The following is a 16,969-nucleotide window of genomic DNA, read 5'->3' on the forward strand; positions in this document are numbered from 1 at the left end:
GAGTAAAGCGAGCAGCTTTCGCCATGTCAACAGATCGAACGTGCGCACTTTGCGCACATGGTCAGGGCGGTGCGCACTTCGCGGCACGCGACCGTGCGGTGCGAGCCTCACGCGTACCAGGCAGAAAGGTGGATGTCGGGTCGGCGCACGGCGGTCTATGCTTCCTCGCATGCTGAAGACCGAGCGTCATGCGCGCATACTTGAGCATGTCTCCGCGCGTGGTGCCATGGATGTGACCGAGCTGTCCCGGCTGCTCAAGGTCTCCGGAGCCACCATCCGGCGGGATCTGCAACAGCTCAGCCGGCAGAACCTGCTGCGCCGCACGCACGGGGGAGCGGTACTGGGCGGCGCCGCGCTGCGCGGCGCGGGCCCCGAGCTGCCGGTCCCGCACCGCAGCGGGCACCGCCGCGCGGAGAAGCAGGCCATCGCGCGGGCCGCGGCCGAACTGGTGCCGGAGGGCGCGGTGGTGGGGATGACCGGCGGCACCACCGTCACGGAGATCGCCCGGGTGCTGGCGGCGCGCGGCCGCGTCACGATCGTGACCAACGCGGTCAACATCGCCGCCGAGATGGTGCCGCACAAGAACGTCACGCTGGTCGTCGTGGGCGGCTCCGCCCGCACCGAGAGCTACGAACTCGTCGGCCCCATCGCCGAGAAGACACTCGCCGACCACCACACCGACGTCACCTTCCTCGGGGTGGACGGCGTCGGCGCGGACCACGGGTGCACGACGCACGACCAGTTGGAGGCGGCGACCGACAGGGCGTTCCTCGCCAGCAGCGACCGCACGGTCGTGGTGGCGGACCACTCGAAGATCGGCCGGGTCACCTTCGCGAAGATCTGCCCGCTGCGCGACATCGACCGCCTGGTCACCGACGCCGCCGCGCCCGCGGCCGTCCTCGCGGACATCATGGACGCGGGCGTGGCGGTGACGGTGGTGTGAGAGCCCTCGGGCCCCCGGGGTGCCGGAACCCCGGGAGCCCTTGGAACGCGCGCTCAGGCGCGCTGCTCCGTCGGGTCCTGGTCACCCGGCGCGGGGGCCGGCACCGGCGCGTCGCCGGTCCGCTGACGCGGCAGCTCGATGAGGGCCTCCACCGGGCCGGCGGTCTCGGCGGCGGTCTCGGCGGCGGCCTCCTCGGCGAGGCGCTCCATCCCGCTGGAGGTCTTCAGCGGCTTCTCCTTGAGGAAGACCACGGTGAGGAGCGCGAGCAGGGCGCACGGCGTGGCGAACAGGAACAGGTCGGCCGTGGCCACCCCGTAGGCGTGCTCCACGACGGTACGCAGGGGAGCCGGCAGGGTGCTCATGTCCGGCACGCTGCCGCCGCCGTCCCCGCTCCCACCGCCCGTGGGAGTGATGCCCGCCTCGCGCAGTCCCTTGGCCGTCTCGGAGGCGACCCGGTTGGCGAGGACCGCGCCGAGGACGCTGGTGCCTATGGTGCCGCCCATGCTGCGGAAGAAGGACAGCACGGAGGTGGCGGCGCCGAGTTCGGCGGCGGGCACGTCGTTCTGCGCGGCCAGCACCAGGTTCTGCATCAGCATGCCGACGCCGATGCCGAGGATCGCCATGAACAGGCTGAGCAGGGCGAAGGAGGTGTCCGCGCCGATCGTCGAGAGCAGCCCGAGGCCGACGCTCATGATGACGGCGCCCGCCACCAGGTACCGCTTCCACTTGCCGGTCCGGCTGATGATCTGACCGGCGACCGTGGAGGAGACCAGCAGACCGAGGATCATCGGCAGGCTCATCAGCCCCGCCACCGTCGGCGACTTGCCGAGCGAGATCTGGAAGTACTGCGAGAGGAACACGGTCCCGCCGAACATGGCGACACCCACCAGGAGGCTGGCGACGGTGGTCAGCGTGACCGTGCGGTTGCGGAAGATGTTCAGCGGGATGACGGGCTCGGCGGTGCGGGCCTCGACGAACACCGCGGCGGCCAGCAGGACGACACCGCCGCCGGTGAGCGCGGCGGTCTGCCAGGACGCCCAGTCGAACTGGTTGCCCGCGAGGGAGACCCAGACCAGCAGGGCGCACACGCCCGCCACGATCAGGAACGCGCCCAGGAAGTCGATCCGCACCTCGCGCTTGACCGTGGGCAGATGCAGGGTCCGCTGCAGCAGGGCGATGGCCAGCAGTGCGAAGGGCACGCCGATGAAGAAGCACCAGCGCCACCCCAGCCACGAGGTGTCCACCAGGACACCGCCGACCAGGGGCCCGGCCACCGTGCCGACGGCGAAGACGGCACCGAAGATGCCCGCGTACTTGCCCAGCCGGCGCGGCGGGATGATGGAGGCCATGACGACCTGGGCCAGCGCGGTGAGACCGCCCGCGCCGACGCCCTGGACGACCCGGCTGAAGATGAGCAGGCCCACGCCGTGGGAGAACCCGGCCAGCAGTGAGCCGACGACGAACATGCCGAGCGAGAGCTGCAGCAGCAACTTCTTGTTGAACAGGTCGGACAGCTTGCCCCACAGGGGCACCGTCGCGGTCATCGCCAGCAGTTCCGCCGTGACGACCCAGGTGTAGGAGGACTGGCTCGCGCCGAGGTCCGCGATGATGGTGGGCAGGGCGTTGGACACCACGGTCCCCGCCAGGATCGCGACGAACATGCCCGCCATCAGGCCGGACATGGCCTGGAGTATCTGGCGGTTCGTCATGGAGGTCGGGGACGCCTGCTCGGGCGCCGGTGGTGCGGTCACGGTCTCTTCTTTCGGGGGAGTGATCGGCGGGATGCGACGGGGCCGTGCGGCTCCACGGGGATCCGCGGCGATCGGGGTGAACTCGGGGGAACTCGGATGAGCCGGGAGGGCTCGGAGCGGGCCGGGGCGCGACGCGGCCGAGGCGGTGCGTACGCGGGGCGGGCCCGAGGCGAGGGGCCCTTCGGGGCCGGGCCGCCGGTTACCGCGTGGGCGCCGGGAGGCCCGCCGCCAGCAGTGTGAACACCTGCTGGAACACCTCGGCGAACGAATCTCCTTCGCGGCGGGAGCACCAGTGCTCCACACCGACCCGGACCGCGGTGTGCGCGAGCGCCGCCAGCAGCCGCGGGTACAGCTCCAGGGCCGCGCGCCGCTCCTCCTCGCCGGGCGGACCCGCCCCGTCCGGTACGGCGACGGGGGTTCCGAGCCGGGCGGCCACGGCCTCCGCCAGCGCCGTCTCGTCGGCCATGTGGGCCCCGAGGCTGCGCACCAGCAGATGCGGTGCGGAGCGCAGCACCCCGGCGTGCAGCCCCCACAGTTCGTGGTCCTGCTCGGCGCCGGCCAGTTCGGCCGCGAGCGCGTCGCGCAGGGCTTCCAGGGGGGAGAGTTCGGCGGGGGCCGCGAGCAGCGCGGCGCGCACGCGGTCGGTGGCCTCGCTGTCGATGACGACGAAGGCGTCGTCACGGGTGTCGAAGTAGTTGAAGAACGTCCGCTCGGAAACGCCGGCCGCCGCGCTGATGGCCTCCACCGTCACCTTGTCCACACCGTGCTCGGCGGCGAGACGGATCGCGGCCTCGGCCAGCGCGGCACGTGTGGCCCGCTTCTTCCGCTCCCGCAGCCCGCCCTCGGCGGCGCCTCTCTCCGACATGCTTGCATGGTATGCAAAAGTGCAGGCTCTGCAAAATCAGGGCGATCCGGCCAGGCCCGGCCCCGGCCCGGTCCCCATGGATCCGGACGCGGCCGGACTCGGCAGCCTTCTCGCGGCGGTCGTCGCCGTGCACTTCGCCGTGCGGCCGACCGGCATGCAGCGGCGCAAGACCGGCCGAAGGCCCCCACCCCGCCTCGCCGTTCGCCGGCGTCTCCCCCTGATGCTCCGGCACCCCTCCCGCGCACAACCCGCCCACCACCGTCAGGCCCGGCCCCCGGAAACGCGGCGGGGACCGGCCGCCGTGGGCGACCGGTCCCCGTTGTCCCTGCCGCGGACTCAGCCGGCGGCGAGGAGCTGCAGCGTGTCGATCACGCGGTTCGAGAAGCCCCACTCGTTGTCGTACCAGGCGACCACCTTGATGTGGCGGCCGTCGACGCGGGTGAGCGCCGAGTCGAAGATCGCCGAGGCGGGGTTGCCGGTGATGTCGGCGGAGACCAGCGGGTCCTCCGAGTACTCGAGGATCCCGGCGAGCGGCCCCTCGGCCGCCTTCCGGTACGCCTCCAGCACCTCCTCGCGGGTCACGTCACGGGCGACCGTCGTGTTCAGCTCGACGATCGAACCCACCGGCACGGGGACCCGGATCGAGTCGCCCGACAGCTTGCCGTCGAGGCTGGGCAGCACCAGGCCGATCGCCTTCGCGGCGCCCGTGGTGGTCGGCACGATGTTCACGCCGGCGGCGCGGGCCCGGCGGGCGTCGCGGTGCGGGCCGTCCTGGAGGTTCTGCTCCTGGGTGTAGGCGTGCACGGTGGTCATGAACCCGTGCTCCACGCCCGCCAGTTCGTCGAGCACCGAGGCCAGCGGCGCGAGCGCGTTGGTGGTGCACGAGGCGTTGGAGACGACGGTGTGCGCCGCCGGGTCGTACGCCTCGGTGTTCACGCCGAACGCGAGCGTCACGTCGGCGCCCGCCGAGGGGGCGCTGACGAGCACCTTGCGCGCACCGGCGGTCAGGTGGACGCGCGCGGCCTCGGCGGAGGTGAAGCGGCCGGTGGCCTCGAGGACGAGCTCGACACCCAGTTCCGACCAGGGCAGCTTCGCCGGTTCCCGCTCGGCGAGCACCTTGATGCGGCGGCCGTCCACCACGAGCGTGTCCCCGTCGACGCTCACCGGACGGCCGAGCCGGCCGGCGGTGGTGTCGAAGGCGAGCAGCCGGGCGAGCGTGGCGGGCTCGGTGAGGTCGTTGACGGCGACGACCTCCAGGTCGCCGCCGCGCTCCAGCAGGGCACGCAGCACATTGCGTCCGATGCGGCCGAATCCGTTGATGGCGATGCGAGTCATAAGTAGTGATCCCTCCGTGTTCACCACCAGGTTCGCGCGCCGCGGCCGGACGGGACAGCGGCACGATCGCCACGGTCCGCAAGGATCGTGCCAGCCCGCCGACGGGCACACGCGGGAGCTATTCGCCCTTCGCGAAGGTGCGCCGGTACTCGCTGGGCGTGGTGCCGAGGATGCGCTGGAAGTGCAGCCGCAGATTGGCCCCCGTGCCCAGGCCGACGTCGCCCGCGATCTGCTCCACGCCGCGCTGCGAGCGTTCCAGCAGTTCGCGCGCCACGTCGATGCGGGCGCGCATCACCCACTGCATCGGCGTGTACCCGGTGTCCTCGGCGAAGCGCCGGGAGAACGTGCGCGGCGACACCTCCGCGTGCCGGGCCAACGCCCGCAGGGTGAGGGGCTCGTCCAGGTGGCGCAGCGCCCACTCGCGGGTCGCGGCGAACCGCTCGCCGAGCGGCTCCGGCACGCTGCGCGGCACGTACTGCGCCTGGCCGCCGCTGCGGTAGGGCGCCGCGACCAGCCGCCGGGCGGCGTGGTGGGACGCGGCCACCCCGAGGTCGCCGCGCAGCAGGTGCAGGCACAGGTCGATGCCGGAGGCGGCGCCGGCGGAGGTCAGCACGCTGCCCTCGTCGACGAAGAGCACGTTCTCGTCGACCCGGACGGCCGGATGCTTCGCCGCCAGCGCCCGGGTGTAGTGCCAGTGGGTGGTGGCGCGCCGGCCGTCCAGCAGTCCGGTGGCGGCGAGCGCGAAGGCCCCCGTGGAGATGGCGGCCAGCCGCGCGCCCCGCTCGTGGGCGGCGACCAGCGCCTCGACGACCGCGGGCGGCGGGTCCTCCCGGTCCGGGAACCGGTAGCCGGGTACGAAGACGATCTCGGCCCAGGCCAGCGCCTCCAGGCCGTGCGCCACGTGGTACGACAGCCCGTCGCCGCCGGTCACGAGCCCGGGCGCCGCCCCGCACACCCGCACCTCGTACGGCATGCTCGCGCGGGTGGTGAACACCTGCGCCGGAATCCCCACGTCGAGCGGTTTGGCCCCTTCGAGCACGAGAACGGCGACACGGTGGAGGGCGGGAGCGGACACGGCACCAGACTACGGGGGCGGGGAACGCGAGGGCGGCGGGGACGGGAGGGCTCCCGTCCCCGCCGCCCGGGCGGGTGCTACCGGAAGGTGAGCGTCACCGGCGCGTGCACCGACCGGCTCGGCAGCGTGACGGTCAGCGCCCCCGTGTCCCGGTCGAGGTGGTACGACTTCGGCGAGAGCCGCTTCCCGTTCGCCGACACGCTCGTGGGCGCCCGGTCCCCGGCGCCCACGAGGGACACCGTCCACTGCCGCTTCTTCACCTGGCCGCGGAAGGAGCCCTTCGCCCCGTCGATGGTGACCGTGTGGTGCGTGCCGCTGTGGTGGTACCGGACGGCCGTCGTGGCGCTGTGCCTGCGCCCCGTGCCGGTGCCGTCGTCCTCGTACAGCCGGTAGGAGCCCGACTTCCCGGCCGCGACGGTCAGCGTCACGTCGGTCAGCGGGTTGCGGTCGTGCGAGGAGACGTCGTGGGTGCGGGTCGGCAGGATGCCGCCGGCCCGCAGGAACACCGGCATGGTGTCGAGCGTGGTGGTCACCTTCTGGGTGCTCCCGCCCGTGTACGTCTTGCCGGTGAAGTAGTCCGTCCACCGGCCCGGCGGGAACCACACCGAGGTCGTCGCGGACTCGCCCGGGTCGGTGACCGGGGCGACCAGCACGTCGGACCCGTAGAAGTACTCGCTGCCCGCGGTGGCGTACGCCTGCGCCTCGTCCGGGTACTCCAGGTAGGTGGGCCGGACGATCGGCACCCCGGTGCGGTTGGCCTCCTCGGCGAGCGAGTAGGTGTACGGCACCAGGTTCTCGCGCAGGTTGAGGAAGGCGTCGGCCGACTTGCGGGCCGCCGTGCCGTACTGCCAGGGCAGCCGGTCGCTGTGGTTGCTGTGCAGCCGGTCGATGGGCTGGAAGGTGCCGAACTGCACCCAGCGCGCGTACAGGTCGTCGGGCAGCTTGTGCGTGGTGCGGGTCTGCCCGCCCTCGGTGTACTTCTCCGAACCGGTCAGCCCGGTGGTGTCGTTGTGCCCGCCGATGTCGTGGGTGATCGAGGCCATCCCGGTCGCCGCGGACTCGCCCGGGGTGTAGCCGACCTCCATCTTCAGCACGCCCCAGGTGGAGGAGGTGTCACCGGTGAAGTGGACGGTGGAGCGCTTGTCCGCCCACGGGCCGGTGGGCAGAGCCGCCTGGCCGCTGTACCCGGCGGCCTGGAGCGAGCCGTAGGCCCGGGACAGGACGAAGCCGCGGCCGCCGTTGTTCTTCCCGGTCATCGAGGCGTACTGCTGGTTGATCCAGGCGTCCGGGGTCACGCCAGGCAGCGAGGACTGGGAGCCGTCGCAGCACCAGTCGAGCCACCAGAAGTCGTTGCCCTGCTCGTCCATGGTGCGGTGCAGGTCCAGGTAGGCCTGGAGCTGGTCGGGGTCGCCGAAGTCGAAGACGTAGCAGTCGCCGCCGGCGCCGGCGCTGCCCCCGCAACCGCCCTTCTTCAGCTTGCCCTTGGCGGTGGACTGCGCCTGGGCGAACTGCGGGTCGGAGCCGAGGATGCTCGGGTGAACGTTGAGCGTGTTGTGCAGGCCCTGGGAGTCGGACCAGTCGCGGAAGAAGCCCGTGGGGTCGGGGAACTTCTTCTTGTCGATCTCCCAGCCGCTCCAGTCGTTGACGCCCTTGTAGTCCGTGTCGGTCACCAGCACGTCGAGCGGGACGCCCTCGGAGCGGAAGGCCGGCAGGATCTTCTTCTGGTAGTCCTCGGCCGTACGGTCGATGTACTCCGAGTACCAGACGCCGTAGGCCCACTGGGGCAGCAGCGCGGGCGGGCCGGTGAGCGTGGCCAGGTCGGTGAGGCCCCGCTTGTAGTCGTGCCCGTAGCCGAAGAGGTAACCGTCCTGGTAGGCACCGCCCTTGTGGTCCGGGCGCTGCCGGATCTTCTGCGTGGCGGTGTCGTACAGCGCGGACGGGGTGTCGTCGAGCAGGTACCAGCCGTCCTTGTTGAGCAGGCCGGGCGTGGTGACGGGGGCGGGGCCGCTGCCGTTCACACCGTCGAGGCCGCGGCGGTAGCCGCCGAGCGCGAGGTGCGGCGCGGGAGCGGGGTCCTTCGCGGCGGCCACCGAGACGGTGTCCACGTTGACGTGGCAGCTGGCGTCGTCCGGGCAGCCGAGGGTGAGGTCGTTCTCGCCCTCGGCGAGCCTGACCGTGGCCGAGGTGGTCCGCCAGTCGTCCCAGTCGTCCGTCGCCGGGAACTCGATCGTGCCGCTCGTGCCCTTGGCGGTGACGGTCGCCGTGCGCGTCTTGTGCTGGCCGTCGCCGCCGGTGCCGTTGGCGTAGCGCATCCGCACTGTGTAGTCGCCCTCGGCGGGTACGCCGACCACGTGCGTGGTCACACTGGAGCCCTTGTTGAGTTCGGCGACGAAGCCGGTGCCGGCGTAGCCGGTGTGGTCCGTGGCGCCGCCCGCCGAACCGCCGATCCGTCCGGCCTCGGCCTCGCAGCTCACGCCGAACAGGCAGTCCTTGATCGCGGTGGCGGAGACCGGCGGGTAGGGGTCGCCGGGGCGGACCAGCGCGACGCTGTCCAGGTTGATGTCGCCGGAGTCGGAGGCGGTCCGGGTCAGGGCCAGCGTGTGGTGGCCCGCGCCGAGGTCGACCTTGGCGGTGACGAGCTTCCAGGTGTCCCAGTTCGCGGTCGTCGGCAGGGAGATCTTCTGCGGGGAGCCGCCGTCCACGGTCAGGGTGAGGGTGCGGGTCTCGGTCTTGCCGTCGCCGCCCGTCGAATTGGCGTAGCGCAGGCCGAACTGGTAGGTGCCGGCCTCCTTGACATCGATGTCAGAGGATGCCGAGGCGCCTGTCGCCTCGAAGCCCGCAGCGAAGCCGAGACCGGTGTGGTCGCGGTGGTCGGAGGCCTGGGAGACCCCGTTGAGCTGGAGGTCCTCCGCCTCGCACAACGCGCCGGGCGTGCACGTCAGGCGGTGCCACGGTGTCGTGGTGACCGGGGTGTCGCCGGCCTTCAGGGCCACGGAGAGGTTGCTCGCGTCGAAGGGCCCCGAGCCGACCCGATACCGCAGGGTCACGGCACTGGTCTTGAGGGTGAGCCAGCCGTCGGCCGTCCGTGAGGTGTACGAGGCCGGGGTGAAGCCCGCGCGTCCGATCGCGTTGAACGTCGGGTCGTCGGTGAACTTGCCGTCGGCCGCGTACTCGGTGCGGATCAGCGTCGGTGAGAGGACCTGGAAGCGGGCGTCACCGGAGGTGACCGTCGGGATGCGGTGGCTCTGCGCCCCCTTGGCCGTCGCGGCGCCGGTGCCCGCCACGGTCATGGCGGCGGCGACCGCGAGAACGGTGGCCACCCCGGTGTGTCGTCGTACGGTTCTCAGCCGTCTTCTCGGTGGTGCGGTGCTGGTCATGGACAATTCCGTTTCTCCTGTCGGCAATGCCGCTCGGTCACGCCGGGCGGGCCGCGACGGGTGATCGGCCGCACGACGTGCACATGGCATGGGAGCACGGACCTCCGGTTGATGTCCATGCAAGTGACCTGACGGAATCGGGGAGTTGCGGAGAATCGCCCGGTACCTTGCGCTACGCGTCCGAGGGGACGGCGGCGCTGGTCAGGGTGGTCGCCGTGCGCACCGCGCTGGCGATCGCGTCCTCGGGCGGCAGGCCGCACAGATCGGTGAGGACGAACAGCGCCTCGGCGCTCACCGCCACCGCGAGGTCCCGCTTCAACTGCGCCAGGCGTTCGGGGTCCCGCGCCCCGAGGGTGCCCTCCAGTGGCAGCAGTGCCTGGTCGATCAGCCCGAAGCGGATCCCGGGGCGCAGACTCGCGGCCTCCGGCCGGACGATCGTCGCCGCCATCATCCCGCGCACCGCGTGCTGCCGGGAGAACACGCCGCGGAGGAGGAACTCGGTCGCGTACGCGACCCGTTCGACCGGGTCGGGGCTGCCCGCGACCGGTGCCAGGGCCTCGGCGGGGGACGGCCACGCGCTCGACAGTGCCTCGCCGATCAGGGAGGAGAGGTCGGGGAAGTAGCGGTAGGCGGTGGCCTCGGAGACCAGGGCCGCGCGGGCGACCGCGGGCATCGTCAACTCCGTGCCGGCGGCGATCAGTTCGCGTGCGGCCGTCAGGATCGCCGTCCGGGTGCGCTGCCGCTGGTTGGCACGGCCGGTGCCGGCGGCCCCCTTCGTGCCGGTGTCCCCGCCGGGGTCCGCTCCCGTGCCCGTGCGCGCGGTCATCGAGGGCTCCTCCTGTCGTGGTGGTCCGTGTGCGGAATCCATACTAACGCTTACCTCTCATGATGAGAGTGCACTTGCATAAGGAGAGTGACATCTCTACTCTCGTGAGAGTCAGCTCTCATGACTGCGAGAACACGACTGTGAGAAGAGGTCCTCGTGAGCGCCACGAACCAGCCGTCCGTCGTCGGGCCGGAGGAGGGGGAGAGCGTCCACCTCGGCGGCACCCGCATCCGCATCCTGGAGGACGGCAGCACCACCGACCACCGCCTCGGCATCGGCGAGATCACGATCGCCCCGCGCACCGAGGGCCCGCCCCAGCACCGCCACGCCCAGCACGACGAGGGTTTCTACGTCGTCTCGGGCACCGTCCGCTTCACCGTCGGCGAGACGACGTACGAGGCCCCGGCCGGCACGCTCGCGATGATCCCGCCGGGCGCCCCGCACACCTTCGCCAACCCCGGCGACGAGCCGGCCGTACTGCTCAACACCTTCACGCCCGACCTGTACGTGCAGTACTTCCGGGACCTGCGAGACATGATCGCCGAGGGCCGGAAGGTGACCCCGGAGGCGACCGTGGCCGTGATGAGCCGTTACGCCACGGTCCCGGCGACCGACTTCGCCTGACGGTCCGGACACCGTCCGCGCCGTCCGCCGCCCTTCCCCTCCTGCCCCTTCACCTCTTCTTCCACGGCTCGACGAGCCGGCCAAGGAGCACCGCATGACCCGCACCACCCACACCGTCGCCCTCGATCAGGGCACCCTCGACCTCACCGTCGAGCGGCACGGCGAGCAGGGCCGCCCCTTCCTCCTGCTGCACGGGGGTGGCGGCCCGGCCACCGTCACCCCGTTCGCCGCCCTGCTGGCGGAGCGGCACCCGGCCAGGGTGTTCACCCCCTTGCACCCCGGCTTCGCCGGCACCCCCCGGCCCGAGTGGCTGACCGACGTGCCCACGCTGGCCCGGGCCTACGCGCACCTGCTCGACGTCCTCGACCTGCGGGACGTCGCCGTCGTCGGCAACTCCATAGGCGGCTGGATCGCCGCTGAACTGGCGGCCCTGGGCGGCGACCGGATCAGCAGCGTCACCCTCGTCAACGCCGTGGGCATGGCCGTCCCCGGGCACCCCGTCGCCGACACCTTCTCGCTGACACCGGTGGAGCTCTCCCGGCTCTCCTTCCACGACCCCTCGAAGTTCCGCTTCGATCCGGCGGCGCTCACCGAGGAGCAGCGCGCGACCGCGGCCGCCAACCAGGCCGCGCTCCGGGTCTACTCGGGCCCGCACACCATGGCCGACCCCGGCCTCGCCGTACGGCTGGCGCTGATCGAGCGCCCGGTCCTGGTGGCCTGGGGCGAGAGCGACCGGGTGGTGGACGCCGACTACGGGCGCGCCTACGCCGAGGCCGTGCCCGGCGCGGAGTTCCGGCTGCTGAAGGGCACCGGGCACATGCCGCAGATCGAGACCCCCGAGATGCTCCTGCCGGTCGTCCGGGACTTCGCCGAGGCCCACGCCGAGGTTCAGGCGCGGCGCTGACCGGCGCCCCGGCCGCGGCGGGACCCGCGCGGCCGGCCCGCGCCGGGCGTCCACCGCGGCGGTGTCACGCCCCGTCCCCGCCGGGGTGGTGGCGCAGTCCCGCGACGAGGATCGAGACGAGACGCCGCGCGTCGTAGTCCGGGTCCCGGTCGGCGCCGATGCACAGGTTGCCGACGCCGCGCATCAGCTCGTACGCCCTCAGGCCGGGGCGGATCTCGCCCGCCGCGACCGCCGCGTCCAGCAGCCCGGCGCACACCGGCAGGAGGCGGTCGAGGAAGTGGGCGTGCAGCGCCTGGAAGCCGGGGTCGTCCGAGCGCAGCACCGAGGCGAGACCGTGCTTGGTGACCAGGAAGTCGACGAAGAGGTCGATCCACTGTCCCAGCGCGGTGTGCGGGGAGGGGGTACTCGCCAGCAGGGCGGGACCGGCCTCGGCGCAGGCCTCGATCTGGTGCCGGTAGACGGCGACGATGAGGTCGGCCCGGGTGGGGAAGTGGCGGTAGATGGTGCCCGTCCCGACGCCCGCCCTGGCCGCGATGTCCCGCACCGGCGCCTCGACGCCGGACGCGACGAAGACCGCCGAGGCCGCGTCGAGCAGCGTCTGCTCATTGCGCCGGGCGTCCGCCCGCTTGGACCGGACCGTGGGTTCGTGGGCGTCGGCCACCACGCGGCTCCTCTCGGCGCCCCACCGTACGGGGACTGACCCGTACGGCGGCGCGTCCTGCCGTCTGCTCGGTTCGCCGGGGTCCGCCCCGGCGCTCCCATTTTCCCACCGTCCCTCCGGTGCGCGGGCGGCGCCCCCGGCGGGCGCCGAACGGCGTGCCCCGGGTCAGCCGGCGGCCCCCGCTCCGTGCGGCGCACGGCGGGCCATCCACGCGGCGACCAGGGCGCCGGAGATGTTGTGCCACACGGAGAAGACGGCGGCGGGCAGCGCGGCGAGCGGGCTGAAGTGCGCGGTCGCCAGCGAGGCGGCGAGGCCGGAGTTCTGCATGCCGACCTCGAAGGCCATCGCGCGCGAGGCGGGCCGGCCCAGCCTGCCGAGCAGACCGCAGCAGTAACCGAGGGCCAGCCCGCAGCCGTTGTGCAGGACGACCGCCAGCAGGACGGTCCCCGCGGCCGACTTCAGGGCGTCCGCGCTGCCCGCGACGACCACGGCGACGATCGCGGCGATGGCCAGGGAGGACAGCCACGGCATCGCGCCCAGCACGCGCTCGACGCGGTGCCCGGCGAGCAGCCGTACGAGCAGGCCCGCCACGACGGGCAGCAGCACGGTCTTCAGGATGTCGGTCACCATCGAGCCCGCGTCCACCGGCAGGTACTCGCCCGCGAGCAGCAGCGTCAGCGGAGGCGTCAGCAGGGGGGCCAGCACGGTGGAGACGGTGGCCACGGAGACGGACAGTGCCACGTCGCCCCGGGCCAGGTACGTGACGACGTTGGACGCGGTGCCGCTCGGCGCGCAGCCGACGAGGATGACACCGGCGGCGAGGGCGGGGGAGAGGTGGAGCAGATGTGCGAGCAGCCAGCCGAGCCCCGGCATGATCACGTAGTGGGCGGCGAGCCCGAGGAGCACCACCCAGGGGCGCCGGGCCACACCCCGGAAGTCCTCCAGGGACATGGTGAGCCCCATGCAGAACATCACCACGCCGAGGAGGTAGGGCACGTCGGTGCCGTACCCGGAGAACGTGCCGGGGGAGAGCAGGCCGGCCAGGCCGGCGGCGATGACGAGGAGCGGGAAGACGGTGACGGCCCGGCGGGCGGCACGGTCCGCGGGGGCCGGGCCACCCGTGCCCGTGGGGGAGCCGGTGGCCGGTGCGGGGGACTGGGAGTTGCGCATGTGATGCATGTAAGTGCCATGTATTAACGGGCGGCAACGCCGTCTCGCCATGCGGGCACCCTCTGAGGGTGCGTCTCGGGGGCCGCCCGGACGGGGCCCCTCGGTCACCCGGTGGGCGGTGCGCCGGCCGCGGGCGTCCGCGTGCTCGGCAGCGGGTCCGAGGTGACCTCGATGCGGTCCCCGACCCGGGCGCGCTCGTAGAACCACTTGGCGTCGCCGGCCCGCAGACCCACCCACCCCGTGCCGGTGCCCAGCGAACCGGCCGCCTTCTCCGGGGCGAGGGCCCCCGCGTAGACCTGTGTGTTCCGGGCCGTGCGCAGCTCCACGACGTACGGGACCTGGTACGAACGACGGCCCTTGGTGCCGCCGCTGGGCAGCAGCAGGGGCCGGCGCTTGGCGGTCACCGTCAGCGTGCCGCCGGTCGGGACCGTGGCGAGGGAGGCGGAGTCGATCCGCAGCACCCGGTCCCCGGAGTGCAGGAGGTGCCCGCCGAGATCGAGGGACCCCTCCGCCCGAGAGGGCGCCGGGCTCGCCGCGGAACGGCTGTCGGCGCCGGAGGCGGCGGCCGCCCGGTGCTGACGCGGGGCGGCCTCGTCCTCGTGCAGGGTGAACGCGGCGGCCGTCAGGGCGCAGGCGGCCGTCGTCGCCGCGCCGAACGCGGTCGCCACCCGGCGCCGCAGCAGCCGGCGCCGCGCCCGGCCGCGGATCTCGTCGGGGGGCAGGGGGGCCGCGGCCTCGTGTGCGGTCGCCAGCTCACGCAGCGCGGTGGCCAGCTCATCCGACACGGCCGCTCTCCCTCCAGGCCGGCTCCTCGGCCTCGTCCACCGCCAGCCGCCGAGCCAGCGCCGCCCGCCCGCGCGACAGCCTGGCCTTGACCGTTCCCACGGGCGCACCGGTCTCGGAGGCTACCTGCTCGACACTGAGGTCGCACAGATGGTGAAGGACGATCGCCATGCGCTGACTCTCCGGCAGCTCCCGCAACGCGGCCACCAGAGCGGCGCGCTCGGGCCCCGGGCCCGGATCCGGTTCGGGCGGCGGACTGTGCCGCATCAGCTCCACCCACCGCTTGGCCCGGCGCCAACGGCTGACCGCCAGACGCATGGCCACGGTGCGTATCCACGCCTCCGGCGCCTCGTCGGCCAGGAGCTTCCTACGCCGGTCCCAGGCCCGTACGAACGCCTCCTGCACCACGTCCTGCGCCTCCCCCAGGTCCCCGGTGAAGGCGTAGAGCTGACCGGTCAGACGGGGGAACGCGGCCGCGTAGAAGGCGTCGAACTCGTCCTCGGTCATGCTCTCCACCGAACGTCTCGGAATCCCGTGCGACCCACCCGTCACTTCGCGAACGGATGCCGCGGGTCGCGCACATCGAAGCACACCCCCCGAGGAGGACGGGGAACACGGGTACCGGGATGCGCCGGCCTGGCGGTGTTCGGACGCATCTCACCTGTGGGGTCGTGGTGTTCGGGGTGTCGCGCACGCCCGTGCCGGACGACACGCGGTGTCGCCCGGCACGCGCGCGGTCAGAGACCGTCGGCGGCGGTCAGCGCCTCCAGCGCACTGGCCTGTGTGCGCCAGTCCTGGACGTTCGTGCCGCCGGGTGTGTTCGGTGTGCCGCCGGCCCAGCGCTGGCCGAGGCGGTTGAGGGGATCGCGGTCGGCGGTCCAGATCGAATCGGCCTGCGTGCGCAGGTAGGAGCGGTAGGCGGGTGAGCGGGTGGCGTCCGCGAGGTCGGCGAGATGACGGACGAAGACGCCTTTGAACTGCTTCTGGTTGTCGTCGCAGGTGCTCGTTCCGGTGTCGCAGACCTCCGTCAGGACACCCTCGCGGGTCAGCCGGGAGGAGGACAGGGCCGCGTCCGCGAGACGCCTCGCGGTGCTCAGGTACCGGGCCTCGCCCGTGGACCGCCACATCTGGGTGAACGCCCCGATGGCCAGGCCCTGGTTGTAACTCCACACCGTCTGCCCGTTGTTGGCGCAGCCGTCGGTCAGGCCGTCGTTGACGAGGGAGGAGGAGCCGATGAGCCCGCTGCCCAGGTACCAGTCGGCCGCCGTACTCGCCCGCGAGCCCCACAGGGTGTCACCGGGCAGCCGCTGGTGCAGTGCGGCCGTGATCCACAGGTAGAGACCGTTGGTCACCGCGTTCTTGTACGTGCGCTCGCGGTTCCAGTAGATCCCGCCGCCGCAGGTCCCGGTGTCCCAGAACGTGTGCAGGTACGAGGCGATCGTCACCGCCTCGTCCAGGTAACGGCGTTCGTGCGTGAGGTCGTAGGCGTCCAGCCAGGCGATCGCCCACCAGCCCGCGTCGTCGACGGCGCGGCTGATGAAGTGCCCTTCGATCGGGTCGGAACTCCGGCCGCCCGCCGGGAAGACGCCCCGGTTCTGCTCGAAGGTACGGGCGACGGCCCAGTCGTACTCGTGGTCCCCGGTGCGCCGGGAGAAGTCGACGACCGCCGTGAGGGCCACCGCCGAGTTCCACCAACTGCTCCGCCACCAGCCCTCGTTGACGTGATACGAGGCCATCAGCGCGTCGGCCGCCGCACGGGCCCGGCTCGGCGCGGGGCGGGCCCACGCCGTGCAGCTCCCCTCCTGGTGGCCGGCCTCCCGGCCGCAGGCGCGCACCGCCCCGCCGTAGAGCAGCCCGCGCGGATCACGGGTGGCGAACACCGCGGTACGGGTCGAGCCCGCGCCCTCGGGCACCTGGGTGCGGCCCAGGGAGGAGCCCTCCGGCCAGCCGGCGCCCTCGTCCCAGGAGCGGTCGAGCCAGATCTCGTCGCCCGGGCCGCCGTTCTCGATCACACCCCAGGCCGTCGCGCCGCGCTGGTCGACGTGGAGGCTGATGGTGCGTCCGAACAGCGTGGTGGACGGCACGGGACGCTCGTCGGACGGCGCGCCGGCGGGGTCGCCGCCGTCGCAGCGGGTGCCGTCGCACACCGTGGGGTAGACCCAGTCGGTGCAGGTCACACCGGCCGCGTCGCCGCAGGCGCGGATCCACCCCCGGCGGTGCCCCACCGGGTCGGTGATGTTGTACATGAGGGTGCGCGTGCCGGTCCGTGCGGCGGGGACGCTCGCCCGGCCGAGCAGCCCCTCCCAGGTGGCGCCACGGTCCCAGGAGCGGTCGAGCCAGACGGCGTCGCCCTTGGCGCCGCGGTCGATGCTCGCCCAGGCCATGCCGTCCGGGTCGGAGACGTGCAGCCGCAGCAGACGGCCGCCCGGCGTGCGGTCGGCGACCGGGAAGGTCTCCCGCTGCGCACGGGAGGGGTCGAGGGTGTCGCACGCCAGCGCGCAGACCGGGTTCGCCGCGGCCCGGGAGGGTGTGGGCAGGGCGAGGACACCGGCCACGGCGGCGGTGAGGACGAGGAGTCCGGAGAGGAGGAGGGAGAGGGCGCGCACCCGTGGGGAGGGCGCGTACGACCGTGCGCAGGGCGGATACGACCGTGCG

At 73.0% G+C, this 16,969-nt stretch carries 14 protein-coding genes; 3 read left to right on the forward strand and 11 right to left on the reverse strand.

Annotated features, from left to right (window positions below; all coding sequences use genetic code 11):
- The first annotated feature begins 169 nt into the window (after positions 1-169).
- Positions 170-943 carry a DeoR/GlpR family DNA-binding transcription regulator gene (locus OHB09_RS31460; RefSeq protein ID WP_040895096.1) on the forward strand — a complete coding sequence of 258 codons (774 nt, stop codon included), beginning with the start codon at positions 170-172 and terminating at the stop codon, positions 941-943.
- 53 nt (positions 944-996) lie between these two features.
- Here the strand turns inward: OHB09_RS31460 and OHB09_RS31465 are convergent, their stop codons facing one another.
- From OHB09_RS31465 to OHB09_RS31490, 6 genes are all read right to left on the reverse strand, one after another.
- Complete coding sequence (locus OHB09_RS31465) at positions 997-2,652, reverse strand: MDR family MFS transporter (RefSeq protein ID WP_319351275.1); 1,656 nt, start codon at positions 2,650-2,652, stop codon at positions 997-999.
- A gap of 241 nt (positions 2,653-2,893) precedes the next feature.
- Positions 2,894-3,559 carry a TetR/AcrR family transcriptional regulator gene (locus OHB09_RS31470; RefSeq protein WP_006140095.1) on the reverse strand — a complete coding sequence of 222 codons (666 nt, stop codon included), beginning with the start codon at positions 3,557-3,559 and terminating at the stop codon, positions 2,894-2,896.
- A gap of 336 nt (positions 3,560-3,895) precedes the next feature.
- Positions 3,896-4,894 (reverse strand): type I glyceraldehyde-3-phosphate dehydrogenase, encoded by a 999-nt coding sequence (gene gap / locus OHB09_RS31475; RefSeq protein WP_093594772.1) that lies wholly within the window; start codon positions 4,892-4,894, stop codon positions 3,896-3,898.
- Positions 4,895-5,012: 118 nt separating this feature from the next.
- On the reverse strand, positions 5,013-5,969 hold the full coding sequence (locus OHB09_RS31480) for a GlxA family transcriptional regulator (RefSeq protein ID WP_006140098.1): 957 nt from the start codon (positions 5,967-5,969) through the stop codon (positions 5,013-5,015).
- 77 nt (positions 5,970-6,046) lie between these two features.
- On the reverse strand, positions 6,047-9,259 hold the full coding sequence (locus OHB09_RS31485; RefSeq protein ID WP_040895174.1) for a TIM-barrel domain-containing protein: 3,213 nt from the start codon (positions 9,257-9,259) through the stop codon (positions 6,047-6,049).
- A gap of 259 nt (positions 9,260-9,518) precedes the next feature.
- Entirely contained in the window at positions 9,519-10,172 is a 654-nt protein-coding gene (locus OHB09_RS31490) for a TetR/AcrR family transcriptional regulator (RefSeq protein ID WP_006140100.1), read from the reverse strand.
- Between the two features lie 156 nt (positions 10,173-10,328).
- Between OHB09_RS31490 and OHB09_RS31495 the strand changes: the two genes are divergently transcribed.
- Both OHB09_RS31495 and OHB09_RS31500 read left to right on the forward strand, forming a co-directional pair.
- Positions 10,329-10,796, forward strand: coding sequence for a cupin domain-containing protein (locus tag OHB09_RS31495; protein WP_191853679.1), 468 nt, complete (start codon positions 10,329-10,331; stop codon positions 10,794-10,796).
- 94 nt (positions 10,797-10,890) lie between these two features.
- Entirely contained in the window at positions 10,891-11,700 is an 810-nt protein-coding gene (locus tag OHB09_RS31500) for an alpha/beta fold hydrolase (RefSeq protein WP_006140105.1), read from the forward strand.
- A 64-nt stretch (positions 11,701-11,764) separates the two neighbouring features.
- On the opposite strand, the gene OHB09_RS31505 is transcribed toward OHB09_RS31500, so the two are convergent.
- The 5 genes from OHB09_RS31505 to OHB09_RS31525 form a co-directional block, all read right to left on the reverse strand.
- A complete protein-coding gene (locus tag OHB09_RS31505) occupies positions 11,765-12,364 on the reverse strand; it encodes a TetR/AcrR family transcriptional regulator (RefSeq protein ID WP_006140108.1) in 600 nt (199 codons plus the stop codon).
- A 162-nt stretch (positions 12,365-12,526) separates the two neighbouring features.
- The gene (locus OHB09_RS31510) at positions 12,527-13,531 is read right to left on the reverse strand and encodes a bile acid:sodium symporter family protein (RefSeq protein WP_050811183.1); all 1,005 of its coding nucleotides are present in this window, start codon (positions 13,529-13,531) and stop codon (positions 12,527-12,529) included.
- 104 nt (positions 13,532-13,635) lie between these two features.
- Positions 13,636-14,316 (reverse strand): hypothetical protein, encoded by a 681-nt coding sequence (locus tag OHB09_RS31515; RefSeq protein WP_191853680.1) that lies wholly within the window; start codon positions 14,314-14,316, stop codon positions 13,636-13,638.
- Positions 14,306-14,821: a SigE family RNA polymerase sigma factor gene (locus OHB09_RS31520; RefSeq protein ID WP_040895101.1), complete on the reverse strand. Its 516-nt coding sequence runs from the start codon at positions 14,819-14,821 to the stop codon at positions 14,306-14,308. Before OHB09_RS31520 ends, OHB09_RS31515 begins: the two co-directional genes overlap by 11 nt.
- A 230-nt stretch (positions 14,822-15,051) precedes the next feature.
- On the reverse strand, positions 15,052-16,920 hold the full coding sequence (locus OHB09_RS31525) for a glycoside hydrolase family 76 protein (RefSeq protein ID WP_234527686.1): 1,869 nt from the start codon (positions 16,918-16,920) through the stop codon (positions 15,052-15,054).
- Positions 16,921-16,969 lie beyond the last annotated feature (49 nt).

The organism is Streptomyces griseoaurantiacus (assembly GCF_036189845.1).
In the GTDB taxonomy this organism is placed as follows: Bacteria; Actinomycetota; Actinomycetes; order Streptomycetales; family Streptomycetaceae; genus Streptomyces; species Streptomyces griseoaurantiacus.